The organism is Celeribacter baekdonensis B30, from assembly GCF_000299875.1.
In the GTDB taxonomy this organism is placed as follows: domain Bacteria; phylum Pseudomonadota; class Alphaproteobacteria; order Rhodobacterales; family Rhodobacteraceae; genus Celeribacter; species Celeribacter baekdonensis_A.
Window position 1 is genome coordinate 219,984 of record NZ_AMRK01000006.1, and the last position, 16,430, is coordinate 236,413.

Here is a 16,430-nt window from a genome sequence, read left to right on the forward strand (position 1 = left end):
AAAAATGGGCCAAATTTGTACCGACGTGACATTTATCCTCTAGCGGGAGAATCCTCGATCCTATAGTTTGCTGGGAGAACTAGTAACAAGTTGCGACCATTTTTTGGGTACGCAACGGTACATCGAGCAGAAGTGAATTGGTAAAATGTTGGGCATTCAGTATTCGGTCCGCGATCTCGCGGGCAATGTAGACACAGGTACACTCCCCCTCTCTGAAAATGTTGAATCGATTTCGGTTCAGGGCGTCGAAGATATCTCTTTGAACATGTCGGCTGCCGCAGTTTCGGGGTATTCTCGTGACGGCGGAAACCTTGTTGTCGAGTTGATCGGCGGCAAGTCGATTGTTCTTGAGGGGTTCTTTGAGGGGGGCGATCACGATCTCTTTCTCTCGGAACGCGGCCTGATGACCAAGGTCGATTTCGCGGATGAAAATCAGGGTGATCTCGTCGCCTCTTACCAAGACATCGACTTGACCGGAAAATGGAGCGAATACGATCAGCTTGCTTTTCTCGATCTGGAGCGTATCGAACCGGTTGTGGCACCTCTGGCGTTTGCAGGGCTTGGTCTTGGCGGCGCGGGTGCCGCAGCAGCGGCGGCGGCTGGCGTCATTTTGATCGACGGTGGCAATGGCGGCGGCACTGGTCATGGTGGTGGCGAAGGCGACACGACCGCCCCCGATGTTTCTATCGTGACTGGCGTTGAAAGCGTTGGCGACTATGTGAACGGTGAGATTTACGACAGCGGCAGCTTTGAGATCACAGGTGGTGGTGAGCCGGGGGCCGTTGTGGAGGTCACGATCAATGACACCACGGAAACCGTCACGGTCGGTGAAGACGGCACTTGGACGGCGGTTTTTGACAGCGACGCGATTGAGACCGGCGAATACACCACCGACGTGACCGTCGTGGCCACCGATGAGGCGGGCAATTCGACAACGGTCACCGACACGCTATTGGTCGACACCGCCCCCGAAGATCTCAGCTTTGATACCGTCGAAGGCGACGATATCGTCAATATTTCTGAGGCAAGCGATGGGATTCCGGTTTCGGGTCAATCCGAGGCGGGGGCGACCGTTGTGGTCGAGCTTGAAGGTCAGTCCATCGAAACCGTGGTGGGTGCAGATGGTACATGGTCTGTCACCTTTGATGGCGCCCAACTGCCTGCGGGCACCTATGACAGCACCGTCACCGCTACCGTGACGGACATTTACGGCAATGCCGCGACCTACACCCATGACATCGCAATTGACCTTGAGGCATCGCTGTCGGTGAATGCCGGAGCCGCGGGTGGCGATGGTATGGTCAACCTGTCCGAAATGAACGGCGGTGTCGTCTTGACCGGGCTGGGTGAAGCGGGCGCTTCGGTCACTGTCACCGTGGCAGGCGTTGCGCGCAGCGCGACCGTTGGCGAAGATGGCACATGGTCCGTGACCTATGAAAACGGTTCCCTGCAGCAGGGCAGCTACACCGCAGAGGTCACAGCCGTGTCCACCGATACGGCGGGCAATACGGCCTCCGCGACGGGCACCTTTTCGATCGACACCGAAACCGGTGTGGCGATCAACGCGGGTCATTCGGGTGGCGACGAAACCATCAACTTGGCTGAGAGCCAGCAATCCATGAGCTTTGCCGGGACGGCCGAGCCGGGCGCAACCGTCGTTGTGACGCTTTCGGGTGTTTCCGTGACCACCGTGGCGGATGGGGCGGGGCATTGGACCGCGGCCTATGCGGCGGGCAGTTTGGCGAGCGGTGAATATGACACCACCCTGACTGCCGTTGCCACCGATGCCGCAGGCAACACTGCGACCACCACAAGCACGGTTCATGTCGATACGGTTGCGGGCGACATTGCGCTCTCCGCCAACCCGATCGAAGGCGATAACGTGATCAACGCCGTTGAGGCCTCCGATGGGGTCTGGGTCAGCGGCACAGCAACCCCGAACCACACGATCACCGTCACATTGGGCGGCGTGACCCATACGGTCACCTCGACCAATGCCGGGACGTTCGCGGCCTTCTTTGCCGCCTACGAAGTCACTCCGGGCGAATATGACACCGGTGCGTCGGCCACGATTTCCGATGCGGCGGGCAACACGAAAACTGTGCAAACCGCCGTTGAAGTCGACACGTTTGTCAGCAATTTTGCCGAGACCGCCCAGCAAGGCGGGTCAGACGGTGTGGTCAACGGCCTCGAGTCCCAGTCTGGCGTTCAACTTGCGGGAACGGTTGAGGTGGGGTCCACTGTTGTGTTGTCCTTTCAGGGCCAAAATTACATGGCCGCCGTCGATGGCGCGGGCAATTGGTCCGCGACCATTCCGGCCTCTGCGCTGCCCTCTGGCGAAGGCTCCGCCAACGTTATCATCAACGCGACAGACCCGGCGGGCAATACCGCGTCGCTGTCTGAAACCATCACTTATGACACTTTGGTCACCTCTCTGGGCCTGAGCGGAGATGCCAGCGGCGATATGTTCATCAACCTCGCGGAGGTGCACTCTGGTGCAACTTTGACCGGGTTTGTTGAGCCGGGATCGACTGTTTATGTGACCCTCAACGGCATTCGCCATCTTGCCTCCGTCGATGCGGCGGGCAATTGGAGCGTGAGCTACGCAGCTGGTGAAATTCCCGAAGGAACCTATGCCGCCAATGTGCAAATCGACGCCACCGATGCCGCTGGCAACACGCGCACCGAGACGGCGCAGGTCACCATCGACACCGAGGTTTCGTCACCCTTCGTCGAAACCGTGACGCGCGGCACGGATGGGGTGCATTCGGTCTCCGTCAGTGAGATGGGCGACGATGTGTCGGTCTATTCTCTCGATGAAAGCGGGTCCTCGACCGAGATTTCGCACACCGATTATGACCTTGGGGCGCAGACCTTGCTCAACTTTGGCAGCCATGTGTCGAACGGCGACCAGATTGTCATCGCGTTCGAAGATGTGGCGGGCAACCAGTCCGATACATTGCTCGTGCTCGACACCACAAACGAACGTCCCGATGGGGCCTATTTCGAGGTGGATATCGACAATTCCGGGCTTGATCAATTCGACCTTGGCGCGATTGATCTTCAATTCGTCAACGGCGGTGAGGTCACGCTGTCTACGGCTGATTTGGACCGGATCGTAGGCGAAGATGGCGTTTTGACCATCCATGGTGGCGCAGACGATCGCGTGGTGCTTGAAGGTGGGGCGGTGACGGGGGACAGCGCCACGATTGATGGTGCGACCTACGACATCTATACGCTGGGCGATGATCAAGTGATGATTGATCACCACATCGAAGTGGTCCTGCCGTAACGGTGAAAACAATGGGGGCGGGTGCGTTTCTGTGCCCGCACTCGCTAAGGAAGCGCGGGGGCGGGGGAGCGCGACGGGTGGTATGAAGTCTTTGGGTAAATTGAGTGCGCTCTTGGGGGCGGCAGTGTTTGTGACTGGCTGTACCGCCGGTTCGTCTGGGGTATCAAACCTGCTTGACGTCAAGCCTGTGGCCTTTTTCAAGGGCAATACAGGGGCGAAAGCCGGAACGGTTGCCGAGGCCAAAGACCCCGCAACCCCAAGCCTCTCTGCCGCCAATTCCGGTGAAGCCTCGCCCTTGATTTCTGATCTGATCGCGCGTCGTTCGGTGTTAACGCCCGGCTCCGCCTACGACACGGTCGCAACCGCCGTGCTTGCCACCTCGTCGGGTGTGGCCGAAGCCGAATTGCGCGCCTCCAAAATGCGCGCGATTGCCCGCTCTACCAATTGGATGCCGACCATCGGCCCCTCGATCACGCTCAATTCTTTGGGCGAAGTGGTCGCGGGCCTGTTGGTGGACGTCACCCTCTATGACAACGGCAAACACAAGGCCGAGCGCGAATTTGCCGCCGCCGATGTCGAAGTTTCCGCTGTGGCACTGTCGCAAGACGTCAATGACCGGCTGTATGAGGGGCTTACGCTTTACATCACCGCCGCCGAGGCTCATGAAAAATCAGGCATGGCCGAGCGTGGCTTGGGCCGAATGCAGGAGTTCAATCGGGTTGTCACTGAGCGGGTCAAAGGCGGCGCGTCGAGCCTGTCGGATCAACGTGTCGTGCGCTCGACCCTGTCGGAAATGCAGCATGAAACCAGCACCCACCGCGAGGCTGAAGACAGCGCATGGGCGGAGCTGGACACGCTGACCGGCGGCGTCAAGCTCCCGGTTCTTGATCAGGCCATGGGGATTTCTTTGCCCTCCGGCTCTGTGACGACGCTTGAGGTTCTGCGCGCCGAAGCCGAGGCCAAACGCACCATTGCAGAGGCCAAAGCACAGCGTGCCGCGATGTTGCCGACCCTCTCCGCCTCCACCCTTTTGGGTCAGAAGAACAGCACCGGAGCTGCCTATGATGGGGCGGGCTTGGGGCTTGGCACTGGCGCGGAAATGGAGGCCAGCCGTGCGCGTGAATTGGCCGCCAGCGCACAGGTCGCAAAGGCGCGTGAAACCTCCGCACGCAAAAGGGCGCGGCTCGATAGTCAACTCTCGGCCCTGCGCCGCCAAGAACGTGACGCTGCCGATTTGGTCGAACAAACCCGCGCCAATTACCGCATTTTCCAAGACCAATTCGAAGCCGGGCAAAAAAGCGTCATGGACGTGTTGAGCGTCTATGAGCAAATGATCCGCGATGAGTTGAAACATATTGATTTGAAATATGAAATTGCCCTGACCGAACTTGAGATCGCGCGTGTGTCAGGAGCACTGGCCGATGGGGTGGACATATGAGGAAAGCACCAAAACTTGCTTTTACTGTCACCTCAGCCAGGCCTGAGACTCCCGAAGATGTGTCCAATCGTCCAAAGGCCCCTTTGACCGTTCATCTGGGGTCCCAAGGCCGGGGTGGTCTGAAAACGAAAGTGGCACCTGCGGTTCATAACCCTGCGCGCGTAGTTGATCCGATGGTGGAAAAGAAACGCGCAGCGACCGAGGCGGTGCGGCGCAAGGTGGCCGACACGGCGCGTGAGGCACGGCTGCGCGAAGAGGTAGCCGAAAAGCTGCGCGCCGAGGAACGCGAGGCACGTGAAAGAGCCAAGGCACAGCGCGTTGAAAAGGCCCGCCAAGCCGCAGAAGCCGCGCGCAAACCCAAACGCGATGCGGCAGAGGTGAAAGCCGAAGCCAAGGCGCGCCAAGCGGCCCGTGATGTGCCGCCTGCTCCGCAAATGATACAGGACGAAACGGTCACACAGCACCAAGAGGCGCAGGTCGCCACCCCTGTTGAACCTGCTGATATTTTCCCGCAGACTCAGCAACAGGTCCAGATCCCGGAGCCGGAACCGGCCCCGCGTCTGGACCAAACGGTGTTTTCGCGCAAGTTTCTGCAACGTGCCGAATTGGTCGCGACACTTGCCGCGCGTTTTGGTCAACGCGCGATGATCTCTGACCTGATTGAAAGCTTTGCGGATCAAACTGGCGAAGATGTCGCCCCCGCCGCCATGGCGCGTGCGATTGGCCTGACGGGCCTCTCCGCCGAAGTCACCCATCTGGCCGCGATCACGCCCAAGGCCTGGCCCGCGTTGGCTTATATGTCATCTGGCCATATCGTCCTTGTCTGGTCGCAAAAGGGTGAGGTTCTGACCGTTTTCGACCACACCGGGACCGATCACGTGGCCGAAGTACCGCTCTATGAATTTGCGCCGTTCTTCACCGGAACCATCGTGCGCGCCGGGAAAACTTTGGACACACTAGCGGCCACTCATGTGCCACTTTTGTCAAAACAGCATTGGTTTTGGGGGCAATTCGGGGCGTTCAAACGGCAGATTGGCGAGATCGCATTGGGTTCGCTCGTGGCCAATATGTTGGCCGTGGCGGTCGCTCTGTTTTCGCTACAGGTCTATGATCGGGTGATCCCGCATCAATCGCAGGCCACCCTTTGGGTGCTGGCGCTGGGCGCGGTTTTGGCCATCGCATTGGAAGCGGTTTTGAAACTCGCGCGCTCGCGTTTGATGGATGGGGCCGGGCGTCAGATTGAAATGCGGGTTCAGTCGATGTTGATGGAGCGCCTTCTGGGGATGCGGTCTGATGCGCGGCCGACAACGCCGACAGGGTTGTTTTCCGCCATGCGTGAATTCGGTTCGGTGCGTGAATTTTTCACCGCCTCGACCATTGGATCGGTCGCTGATATTCCGTTTATCTTTTTGTTCTTTGCGCTCGTGGCCTCGATTTCTGGCCCAATCGTTTGGATTTTGGTCATGGGCGCGATCATCATGGTGGTGCCCGGCTATTTGTTCCAAAAACGAATGATGCGCCTGACCCAAGAGACCCAGGGCGCATCGGCCAAATCGACGCGGCTTTTGCATGAGGCGGTGTTTGAACTCGACACGATCAAAACTCAACGCGGCGAAGATCGGGTGCGGCGGATTTGGGATGAGTTGAATTTCTTGTCTGCGGCGAAATCGTCGGAACAGCGCAAACTCTCCGGCATGCTGACCTTTTGGTCCCAAGGTGTGCAGCAATTGACCTATGTTTTGGCCGTGGTCGCCGGAACCTATTTGGTTTTTGCCGGCGAATTTACCGTTGGGACGATCATCGCAACCGGCATCTTGACCTCCCGCACTTTGGCACCTCTGACCCAGCTTTCGGCGACGATGGCGCGGTGGACCAATGTCAAAACGGCGCTGGATGGATTGGACGCAATTGCCGCTGCCCCACAGGACAATGGCGGGGATCGCAATTTCCTCCGTCGTCCGCAGATCAACGGCGCATTCGTGCTGCGCGAGGCACAGTTTCGCTATGACACAGAGGGCGCGCCGACGCTTGATCTGCCGGGGCTCGATATCAAAGCGGGACAAAAAATTGCGGTGCTGGGTGCCAATGGATCGGGAAAAAGCACCTTTCTGAAACTTCTCGCCGGGCTTTATGCCCCGACGCAAGGGCGCATTTTGCTGGACGGTGCCGAGATGTCGCAAATTGATCCGCGCGACATTCGTCGGTCTGTCGGTTACCTTGGCCAAGATGTGCGGCTGTTTGCCGGGACACTGCGCGACAACCTGAACCTGGGCGGAATGGAGCGCGATGATGACCGCCTGCTCGCCGCCTTGGATTTTGCTGGGCTGGGCGCGTTTGTGCGCGGGCATCACCGCGGGCTGGACCTTGAAATTCGCGATGGTGGCGAAGGTCTTTCTGTCGGTCAACGACAGTCGATTGGCTGGGCACGGCTGTGGCTGCAAAACCCCTCTGTCTGTCTGTTGGATGAACCGACCGCGGCCTTGGATCAGGCGCTTGAAACCGCGCTTGTGGCGCGGCTCACTGACTGGCTTTCGGGCCGCACCGTCGTCGTTGCCACACACCGTTTGCCCATCGTCGCCCTTGCCGACCGGGCAATGGTGTTTAAAGACGGGCGATTGGTGGTCGACGGACCGCGGGCTCAGGTCATGGCGCATCTCGAAAAAGCGAGCACGCGCTGATGGCCACGTTCGACGACATGCTCGACAAGGACATGGATCGTCCGGGTTGGATCATTCGCATTTCGGCCGTTGTGATTGTGATCTTTTTGCTCTGGGCGGCCATTGCGCGGGTCGATGAGATCGTGCGTTCCGATGGCGAAATGATTTCCTCTTCGCGGCCGCAAATTGTGCAAAACCTTGAGGGTGGGATTCTGTCCGAGCTTTTGGTGCACGAGGGCCAAGAGGTCGAACAGGGGCAAGTGCTTGCCAAATTGCAGGGCACGGAGTTTCGCACCTCCGTCGATGATCTTCAGGAAAAAATCGACGCCTTAGAGGTGCGGCGTTTGCGGCTTGAGGCGGAGCTTGAGGGTGAGGACGCGTTTGTCGTGTCTGACGATCTTGCAACGCGGGCAGCAACAGTATTGGCCTCGGAAAAGGCGCTTTTGAAAGCGCGGGTTGGCGATTATTTGGCCCGCAAAGATGGCGCGATGGCGGTTTTGAAACAGGCGGAGACCGAGCGGGCCTTGATGGAGGACATGCTGACGAAAAACGTGGTGTCACTGATCGAGGTGACCCGCGCGCGCAAATCGCATTCTGATGCGCAACTCAAATACAATGAGATCGTCACGCAGGCGGAATTGCAGCGTGCCGAAGACTATTCCGACACGCTGAAAGAATTGGCCTCAGTGAAACAGGCGCTGACCTTGGCCAATGATCAACTGGGTCGCACAGTGATTGTCGCGCCGATGCGAGGCATTGTGAACAGCCTGATGGTGACGACGATCGGCGGCGTGATTCGGCCCGGCGAGGAGTTGGTTCAGATCATTCCGGTGGACGAAGAGCTGTTTGTCGAAGCACGTGTACGCCCCGAAGACATTGCTCATGTGCAACCGGGCCAAGACGCGACGATCAAGTTATCCGCCTATGATTACACGATTTATGGCTCTTTGAAGGGCAAGGTTCAGGTGGTGTCGGCGGATACATTTAAAGATGAGCGCGATCCGAAGGCCGAGCCCTATTACCGGGTGACGGCGACGGTTGATCTGAGCAGCTTGACCGAGCGGCAACAACAGATCGAGATCCGTCCCGGTATGCGCGCGCAGGTCGAATTACACACCGGATCAAAGACGTTTTTGCAATATCTGCTGAAACCGCTCTACAAATCACGCGAGGCCTTTCGCGAGCCTTAGGGTTGCGCGTAGGATGACGGTATGAGCCAAGATATTCCCATACGCGACGCCGCAACGGTGGTCCTGCTGCGTCAGGACACCGAGGTGCCGCGTGTCTTGATGGGGCAGCGTGGCCATGGCGCGGTGTTCATGCCGGGCAAATTTGTCTTTCCGGGCGGTGCTGTCGATGCGGAGGATTTTGATCGTGATCCGCCCGGTCAGTTGACGCCGGTTTGCGCGCGCCGACTGGCCGCTGACTCCCCGCCTGAGATGACGCGCGCGTTGCCCAACGCGGCGTTGCGCGAGCTGCGCGAAGAGACCGGGTTGATTTTGCCGGACGTTACGGATTTGCATTTCGTGTTCCGCGCCATCACCCCGCCGGGACGTCCGCGTCGGTTTGATGCGCGGTTTTTTCTGGTGGATGCGGCACGTTTGGCCAACGACCCGGATGATTTCTCAAGAGCCGAGGACGAGCTGTCGCATTTGCAATGGGTGACACTTGCGGGCGCGCGCGGTTTCGATCTGCCCTTTGTCACGCGAGTGGTTTTGGCCGAGGTCGAGGCGGCGATGCACAAGACGTTGCCGCCAGAGCAGGTGCCGTTTTACGATCACCGCTCTGATGTGGGACAAATCCGGTCCCTGCCGTAACCCGTCACGCGTTTTCGGGCTGATTGGCGTCCTGCAACAGGCGTTTATGTTTGCGCATTTCCGTCAGAGCATCGCCAAAGGTCACAATCCCCCGCTCCTCGGCCATGCGCAGCATTTTGATAAACACTTGTGCGGTCGCCACCGTATCACCCATGGCGGTGTGGCGCGCCTCGGGCGGAATTTTGACACCGAGGCGGGCGGAGATTGCATCGAGCGTGTGTTCTTGCGACTGACCAAACACGATGGCGGAAAGCAGCACGGTATCAAGCACCGGGTTGTTGAACGTCGCGCCAATTCCGGCCTCGTGGCGGCGTAGAAATTCCAAATCAAACGGTGCGTTATGGGCGACCAAAACTGCACCGCGGGCAAAGCTGTGAAGCTGTCGCCCGACCACATCAATCGAGGGCGCATCTTTGACCATGGCGTTGGTGATGTGATGAACTTCGGTGGCTGAGGCGGGGATGGGGCGTCCGGGATTGACCAGCGCGTCGAGCGTTTCCGTATTGCGGACCTTGCCATTGACCACGCGCAGCGCCGCGATTTGACAAATCTCGTCGCCTTGCGAGGGCAAAAGCCCGGTGGTTTCCGTGTCAAACACCACATAGGTCAGGTGAGAGAGGGGGGTCTCCATCACCTCTTTCGATGGCCGATGCGCTAACAGATCAAAGTCATAGCTCACGGTGCGCCGCCCATCGACCGGGGCGCGTCGCACAGGGCGCGCGGAGCGGATCGGCAGTTTCAGGACGGCACGGGAGGCGCGGCCAAATTCCGGCCAGATGTCGGTGCCATGTGCTGCAAGGATGTCGCGCCCGGTCATATCGGCCAAACCTACGTCAAGCGGCTGGGTCAGCCATGTTTCCAACCGATCAACGGACAAAGGCGCGCCCGACCATCCCAGTGCCAACATCGCGCCGCCGTCCTCTTCGCGGGAAATCAAAAACGACAATGCCCGGCCGCCGTCTTGGGTCACCAGTCGGGCGATATGGGCGATCAGGGTGATGATCTGGACCGCGTCCAAGGTGAGGACAAGCGGTTCGACCACATCGGCGGTCAGGGCGGTGTCGCCTTGCGCCAATTGCGCGCGCAAAGCATCGCAAAGTTCAGAGCCACGCACCGAAGCCATCGGCCACCAATCGGCCTTTGTTGCCTCATATTCAGCGTCAAACGTGGCGATGGCCGTGGTCAGGACCTGCATTTCGCTGACCAGTGCGGTGTTCAACCGGGGATCATTGCGCAGCGTGTCATCCGCCTCACGCGCCGCCAATGTGGTCTGCAAAGAGGCCATGGATGGGCGCAGGCGATCAAACATCCGCGACAACAGCTTTTCGCGTTTGGCATGGATCGCGAGGTCGTCGGTCACGTCATCCAAACTCAACACATAGGGCGGTGTTGCATCGCCCTCATTGGGCGCATGCATCAACCGCATGCGGGCCGACAGGATTTGACCGCCATGCCGCGTGGCCACGGTCAGAGGCAGGACATGACCCTCGCCACCTTCGCCCGCACAAAGCCTGGCATAGGCCGAGCGGATCGGAGCGGGGCGCAGGAAGTCAAAGATTTCATGGTCCAAACCGGGCGTATGATCGGCGGACAAAAGATGTGCTGCGGCGCCGTTGTAAAAGGCGATTTTATGCAGACCGGACAGCAAGACCACGCCATGCGGCATCTCGGCGGAGAGGGTGGAGAGCCGCTCTTTTTCGTCGACCAAACGGGTGGTTTCCATCGCCACGGTCTCGGCCAATTTGTTGCGGGTGCTGACCAGGTTTTCGGTCAAAGCGTGGGCGGCGGGGGCAAGATCGCCCAGGTAGCGCGCGGTTTTCTCGTTCAGCGCCTCATCGACATCGGCGTGCGCCCGCGCCAACATGCCGCCAGCCAGACGTTGGATTGGTTTGGCAACATTTTCGTCAAACATCAGCCAAATCCAGACCACCATGGCAAGAATGGCAAAGCTGGCAATCGCACCGGCAAAGATAAACCCATCGCGGGCCTCAGGCACATGCAGGCGGGCAAATCCCAGATAAAGCCCCGCCAGGACCGCCATGATCGCCCCTGCTGCCAGGCCCGCGAAGAACAGAAAGACCCGAAGCCGCAGCGACCAATGTTCAACTTTCATCTCGATCTCCCGTGATCAGCTCGGCCACGCGCGACCGCAGATCATCCATCGCAAAGGGTTTGGTCAAAAACGCGTTGGCCCCCATGGCAAGCCCCTTGCGTTGTTCGGCCTGTGAGGCGCGGGCTGACATCATCAACACCGGGGTCGCGGTCAGATCGTGGGTCATGCGCATGGATTGGCAGACCTCATAGCCGGATTTCCCCGGCAATGTGACATCCAAAATCACCAGATCGGGCTGTTGTGCGCGGATGTTGGGGATGGCTTGAGTGCCATCCGCAACACGCAGGATGTCATAGCCTTCGCGCGACAGCAAAAGCTCAATGGCAATGGCGATATTGTCCTCGTCTTCCACCAAAAGAATGCGCGGTTTGCCTTGCATCTTTTACGGTCTCCCCTCCGTGGTGTTATCTCAACGCATCGCAGGCGGTGCGCAGGATCGGATTGTCGCTTTGCATGGCGTACCAATCGGCCTGTGCCAGCATCTCGTTGATCGGGCCTTTTTTAAGACCAACCAAATCGGCGCGACGGCCCTGAATGCAATCAAAAGCGGTCGGTACGATGGCCGCATCGCCGCGCCGCGCCATCAGATACATGTCGGTCATAACCGTGCCGTCCTCAACAGTCGCCCCGTCTTTGTCGAGGGCGATAAAGCGGGTGGTGACCGGAACGAGATAGGTCCAAGGCCGCCAGACCTGGCTTTTCTCAATCGTGGTGGCCACGACTTTGCCTTCGCCAATGCCGTCCAGCGCGCGGTTGTACCACGAATAATCGCTCCAGATCGCAAAGGCCAACATGGCCGCACCTGCGGCGGCGGGCATGGCCCATTTCGGGAATTTGATCCGGGTGAGTTTTTGCAGGCCAAGGATAAATCCGGCAGCGCCGACGCCGGCGGTGATGGTGGCGATGAATTCGAGAAGCATGGGGATTGGTCCCTTCTTTCAGGTTTGGTCAACTGCGCGCGGCGGACGAGCCGAGCGAGGATTGCATGGTGCGCACGATGACGAATGCATCGCGCAAATGCGAGCGCTCAAAGGCCGGAAGGGCCGAGGGGCTCATGAAATTGTCGGGCGGGGTGCCATCGCGCACCTGCGCGGCCTGATGTTCCAACCGGGCGGTGGCGATTGTGTCATAGGCGGCAAGCAAATCCTTGCCGCCACTCTCGGAAATCACGTGGGCCTCAATCGCCGCCTCGATGCGCGCGCGGGTGTTTACGGCTGTGAATGTGCCCTGAAGCGCATAGACCCTCCCAAGATCAACAATCGGCACCACCCCGTTGTGTTTCATGTCCAAAGCATTGCGATGTTCGCCGGATTTGATCGTGGCAAAGCCGCGCAGCAGGCCCAAGGGCGGGGTGTGTTTGAGTGAATTGGCAATCATATGGGCGACAAAGATCGAGTTCTTCGCAGCGGCTTTCAAAGCCGTGTCCTGCAACGGTATGAACAGGCTGTGATCGCCTGAAATCGGTCGCAGGTCATACATGACGGAGGCCAACATTTGCGCCTCAGTGTCGGGGGCGCTGATCCATTTGTTGAAATAGCCCTCCCAAACCGACAGCTTTTGACACCACCGATCCGTGATCGCCATCATGTCGCCGGGACAATAGACATAGCCGCAGGCGTTAAGCCCGTCGCAGGTGAATTTGGCCAGCTTGCGGAAATAGGCCATATCGGTCTCTGTTGCAGCATTGTCGATGATCAAACAATTGTCCTGATCCGACACGCCAGTCTGTTCACGCCGCCCTTGCGACCCACAGGCGGCCCACAGATAGGGCACAGGAGCGGGGCCAAATTCATCCTCGGCCATTTTCAACAGGCGCCGGGTGACGATATCGGCGATGTCGGTGATCTTTCGTGTCACCACATCATGCGCCAGATGTGCGCCGACAAGTTGCATGAGAAATTCGGGCAAGCGGGCCGTGACCGCAGCCATATCGACGATGGTTTTTGCGTTTGAGAGATCAAACACCATTTGGGTTTGCGACGAGCCAAAGAATCGCGTGATGTCGGTTTGGGTGACCATGCCGACCAATGTGCCGCCCTCGACAACCGGCAGGTGACCGATGTGATTTTCCAACATGACATGGATGACATCGGTGCCAAGCGCGCCGGGGTCCAGGGTGATCGGATCGCGCGCCATGATGGTGGAAACGGGCAGGGTGGTATCAAGGCTGTCGGCCAAAACTTTGTTGGTCATATCGCGCACAGTCACCAAACCAGTCAGCCGGGCACCTTCGGTCACCGCCACAGAGGAGACCATGTGATCGCGCATCATCCGCGCGCAATCGGAGATTGTGGTGGTCTCTAAGCAGGTCACAGGCGCATGGGCCATCAGGTCGGAGACATGTTGGGTCATCAGCCCCGTGGCGACTTTGGGGCGGGCTTGGCCGCGGTTGAAATAGCGGGCAAAGGCCGGGTTCGCGGCCACTTCGGTTTTGAACGCCTCCGGTGTGAGTACCAAAACCGTGCACTCGGAGGCGGCGGTCGCGGTCGTCGCCGCATGCCCGTCGCGCAACAGGCCGCGTTCACCGAAATGGTTCGATTTTTGCAACAGCGAGACCTGTGCGCCGTTGATATCGGTGATCTCAACCGCACCTTCCTTGATCAGATACAGCCCCTCAAGCAACTCGCCATGGGCATAGATCACTTCGCCGTCGTTAAATTTTTTGCGGGAAAAGGAGGTGGACAGCTCCGCCAACTCACTTTCGGGCAAAACATCGTAGGGGTGGGTGGTGTGGAGAAAGCTGATGATCTTTGCGGTGGTTTCCATCGCGACTGTCCAAAGTAAAATTGAAAGAGGCGCGAAAGCCACTGGCCCCCGCGCCCCTGTACTATGGCGACGGGCCAGCCCTGAGGCCAGCCCGAAACCCAAAGTTTAGTGATCGACCGCCTGGCCAGCACCGCGCGGGATGCGGATGCTTTCGACCAGTTCCTGGATCTCTACCGGCGGCTCTTCTGTTGCATTCGAGACAATGTACGCAACCGCAAAGTTGAGGATTGCACCGACGGCTCCGAAGGAGGTCGATTTGATCGACAAGATCATCGGATCAGCGTCAGAGAAGGACGCCGTCGAGGCCACGAAGAACCAGCCCTTGTGCAGGAAGATGTAGACGATGGTCACAACCAAACCGGTGATCATGCCCGCAACCGCGCCCTTGTTGTTGATGCGCTTTGAGAAAATGCCCATCATCAACGCCGGGAAGATCGACGCCGCCGCCAAACCAAAGGCCAGAGCCACCGTTTGCGCTGCGAAGCCCGGAGGGTTCAGGCCCAGGTAGGTTGCCACTGCGATCGCCACAGCCATTGCGACCCGAGCGGCCAAAAGTTCGCCCTTTTCGGAAATGGCTGGGTTGATCTGCGACTTGATGAGATCGTGCGACACAGCCGATGCGATGGCCATCAAAAGACCTGCGGCGGTGGACAGAGCGGCGGCAAGACCGCCAGCGGCCACCAGCGCAATCACCCAACCCGGCAGATTGGCGATTTCCGGGTTCGCAAGCGTGATGATGTCGTTGTTCACGGTGAACTCATTTGCGTTCTTGTCGGCCACATAGTTGATCAGGCCATCACCGTTTTTGTCGTCAAAGCCCAAAAGACCGGTCAGTTCCCAGTTTTTGACCCAATCCGGACGCGCTTCATAGGCAAGCGGCGCTTCGGTTGTGCCATTCGGGTAGACAGTGTCGATCAAGTTAACGCGTGCCATAGCACCCACAGCCGGAGCGGTGAGGTACAAAAGCGCGATGAACACCAAGGCCCAACCGGCAGAGGAGCGTGCATCAGACACTTTCGGCACGGTGAAGAAGCGCACGATCACATGCGGCAGACCCGCGGTCCCGATCATCAAAGACATGGTGAACAGGAACATGTTGAGGGTCGTGTCAGTCTGTTTGGTGTATTCGGTAAAGCCCAAATCACCCAGCATGCCGTTCAGCGTTTCCAACAAAGGCAGGCCAGTGGATTTTGCATCCGAGAACAGGCCCAGCGGCGGGATCGGATTGCCGGTTAGTTGCAGCGAGATGAAGATCGCCGGGATGGTGTAGGCGATGATCAACACGACATACTGTGCCACCTGTGTGTAGGTGATGCCCTTCATGCCGCCGATAACCGCATAGAAGAACACGATAGCTGCACCGATCAACAGGCCGGTGGTGTTTTCCACTTCGAGGAACCGGGAGAAGGCCACGCCCACGCCGGTCATCTGACCGATCACATAGGTCAGCGATGCGGTGATCAAGCAGATCACAGCCACGGTGCGTGCCGTTTGGCTATAAAAACGGTCGCCGATGAATTCCGGAACCGTGAATTTGCCAAACTTGCGCAGGTAAGGGGCAAGCAACATGGCGAGCAACACATAGCCGCCGGTCCACCCCATGAGGTAAGCAGACGTGTTGTAGCCGCCAAAGGAAATGATACCGGCCATCGAGATGAACGATGCAGCAGACATCCAGTCCGCGCCGGTGGCCATGCCGTTGAGCACAGGGTGAACACCCCGGCCCGCCGCATAAAATTCAGATGTGGAACCCGCACGGGCCCAAATCGCGATGCCGATGTAGAGCGCAAAGGTCGCGCCCACAACGATCAGGTTGAGGGTAAACTGGTCCATTCCATGCGCTCCTTATTCGTCGACGCCGTGTTCTTTGTCGAGTTTGTTCATTTTTATCGCGTAGGTAAAAATGAGCACCAGGAACACGAGAATCGAGCCCTGTTGTGCAAACCAAAAGCCAAGATCCGTGCCGCCGATCTTGATGCCCGCAAGCATCGGGCGCAGCAGGATGCCAAAGCCAAAGGAGCAGATGAACCAAATCACCAGCGAGATGACGATGATCCGCTTGTTTGCGGCCCAGTAGGCATTGTTTTCTGAGTTGTCCGCCATGTGCGGTCCTCCCTTTTGTCCCCGACCCATGCGCACCCTGTTCCGGGCAGCATCGTGGGTCCTTTACGTTACGGGTCCCACCTCCTCGTGGGGCCCGGCTCCCTTCCCAGATGGATCAACACGGGTTGTGCGTGCGATCCGGGACCTGTGGCACCGCCCCTCATTTGGTGGAGGCGATGCGTTACTCTACCATATCTGCGTAAAATTCACGCAGTTTTTTGATACAACGAATTGCTGATCAATT

Annotated in this window: 11 protein-coding genes; 5 read left to right on the forward strand and 6 right to left on the reverse strand. The window is 58.7% G+C overall.

Annotated features, from left to right (window positions below):
- Window positions 1-145: 145 nt before the first annotated feature.
- The 5 genes from B30_RS12655 (at window position 146) to B30_RS12675 (ending at window position 9,204) form a co-directional block, all read left to right on the forward strand.
- Window positions 146-3,292 (forward strand): Ig-like domain-containing protein, encoded by a 3,147-nt coding sequence (locus B30_RS12655; RefSeq protein ID WP_009572485.1) that lies wholly within the window; start codon window positions 146-148, stop codon window positions 3,290-3,292.
- Window positions 3,293-3,374: 82 nt separating this feature from the next.
- The gene (locus B30_RS12660; RefSeq protein ID WP_009572486.1) at window positions 3,375-4,730 is read left to right on the forward strand and encodes a TolC family protein; all 1,356 of its coding nucleotides are present in this window, start codon (window positions 3,375-3,377) and stop codon (window positions 4,728-4,730) included.
- Window positions 4,727-7,408 (forward strand): ATP-binding cassette domain-containing protein, encoded by a 2,682-nt coding sequence (locus tag B30_RS12665; RefSeq protein ID WP_232616920.1) that lies wholly within the window; start codon window positions 4,727-4,729, stop codon window positions 7,406-7,408. The genes B30_RS12660 and B30_RS12665 overlap by 4 nt, the downstream gene beginning before the upstream one ends.
- Entirely contained in the window at window positions 7,408-8,577 is a 1,170-nt protein-coding gene (locus B30_RS12670) for an HlyD family type I secretion periplasmic adaptor subunit (protein ID WP_009572488.1), read from the forward strand. The genes B30_RS12665 and B30_RS12670 overlap by 1 nt, the downstream gene beginning before the upstream one ends.
- 21 nt (window positions 8,578-8,598) lie before the next feature.
- Window positions 8,599-9,204 (forward strand): NUDIX hydrolase, encoded by a 606-nt coding sequence (locus B30_RS12675; RefSeq protein ID WP_009572489.1) that lies wholly within the window; start codon window positions 8,599-8,601, stop codon window positions 9,202-9,204.
- 4 nt (window positions 9,205-9,208) lie between these two features.
- Here B30_RS12675 and B30_RS12680 read toward each other — a convergent pair whose 3' ends face one another.
- The 6 genes from B30_RS12680 to B30_RS12705 form a co-directional block, all read right to left on the reverse strand.
- Window positions 9,209-11,317, reverse strand: coding sequence for a 3'-5' exonuclease (locus B30_RS12680; protein ID WP_009572490.1), 2,109 nt, complete (start codon window positions 11,315-11,317; stop codon window positions 9,209-9,211).
- Window positions 11,307-11,696, reverse strand: a complete 390-nt coding sequence (locus B30_RS12685) for a response regulator transcription factor (RefSeq protein ID WP_009572491.1) — start codon at window positions 11,694-11,696, stop codon at window positions 11,307-11,309. The genes B30_RS12680 and B30_RS12685 overlap by 11 nt, the downstream gene beginning before the upstream one ends.
- 25 nt (window positions 11,697-11,721) lie before the next feature.
- On the reverse strand, window positions 11,722-12,237 hold the full coding sequence (locus B30_RS21445) for a hypothetical protein (protein ID WP_009572492.1): 516 nt from the start codon (window positions 12,235-12,237) through the stop codon (window positions 11,722-11,724).
- A gap of 28 nt (window positions 12,238-12,265) precedes the next feature.
- Window positions 12,266-14,083, reverse strand: a complete 1,818-nt coding sequence (locus B30_RS12695) for a putative nucleotidyltransferase substrate binding domain-containing protein (protein WP_009572493.1) — start codon at window positions 14,081-14,083, stop codon at window positions 12,266-12,268.
- A 105-nt stretch (window positions 14,084-14,188) separates the two neighbouring features.
- Window positions 14,189-15,916: a sodium:solute symporter family protein gene (locus tag B30_RS12700; RefSeq protein WP_009572494.1), complete on the reverse strand. Its 1,728-nt coding sequence runs from the start codon at window positions 15,914-15,916 to the stop codon at window positions 14,189-14,191.
- Between the two features lie 12 nt (window positions 15,917-15,928).
- The gene (locus tag B30_RS12705) at window positions 15,929-16,186 is read right to left on the reverse strand and encodes a DUF4212 domain-containing protein (protein WP_009572495.1); all 258 of its coding nucleotides are present in this window, start codon (window positions 16,184-16,186) and stop codon (window positions 15,929-15,931) included.
- Window positions 16,187-16,430 lie beyond the last annotated feature (244 nt).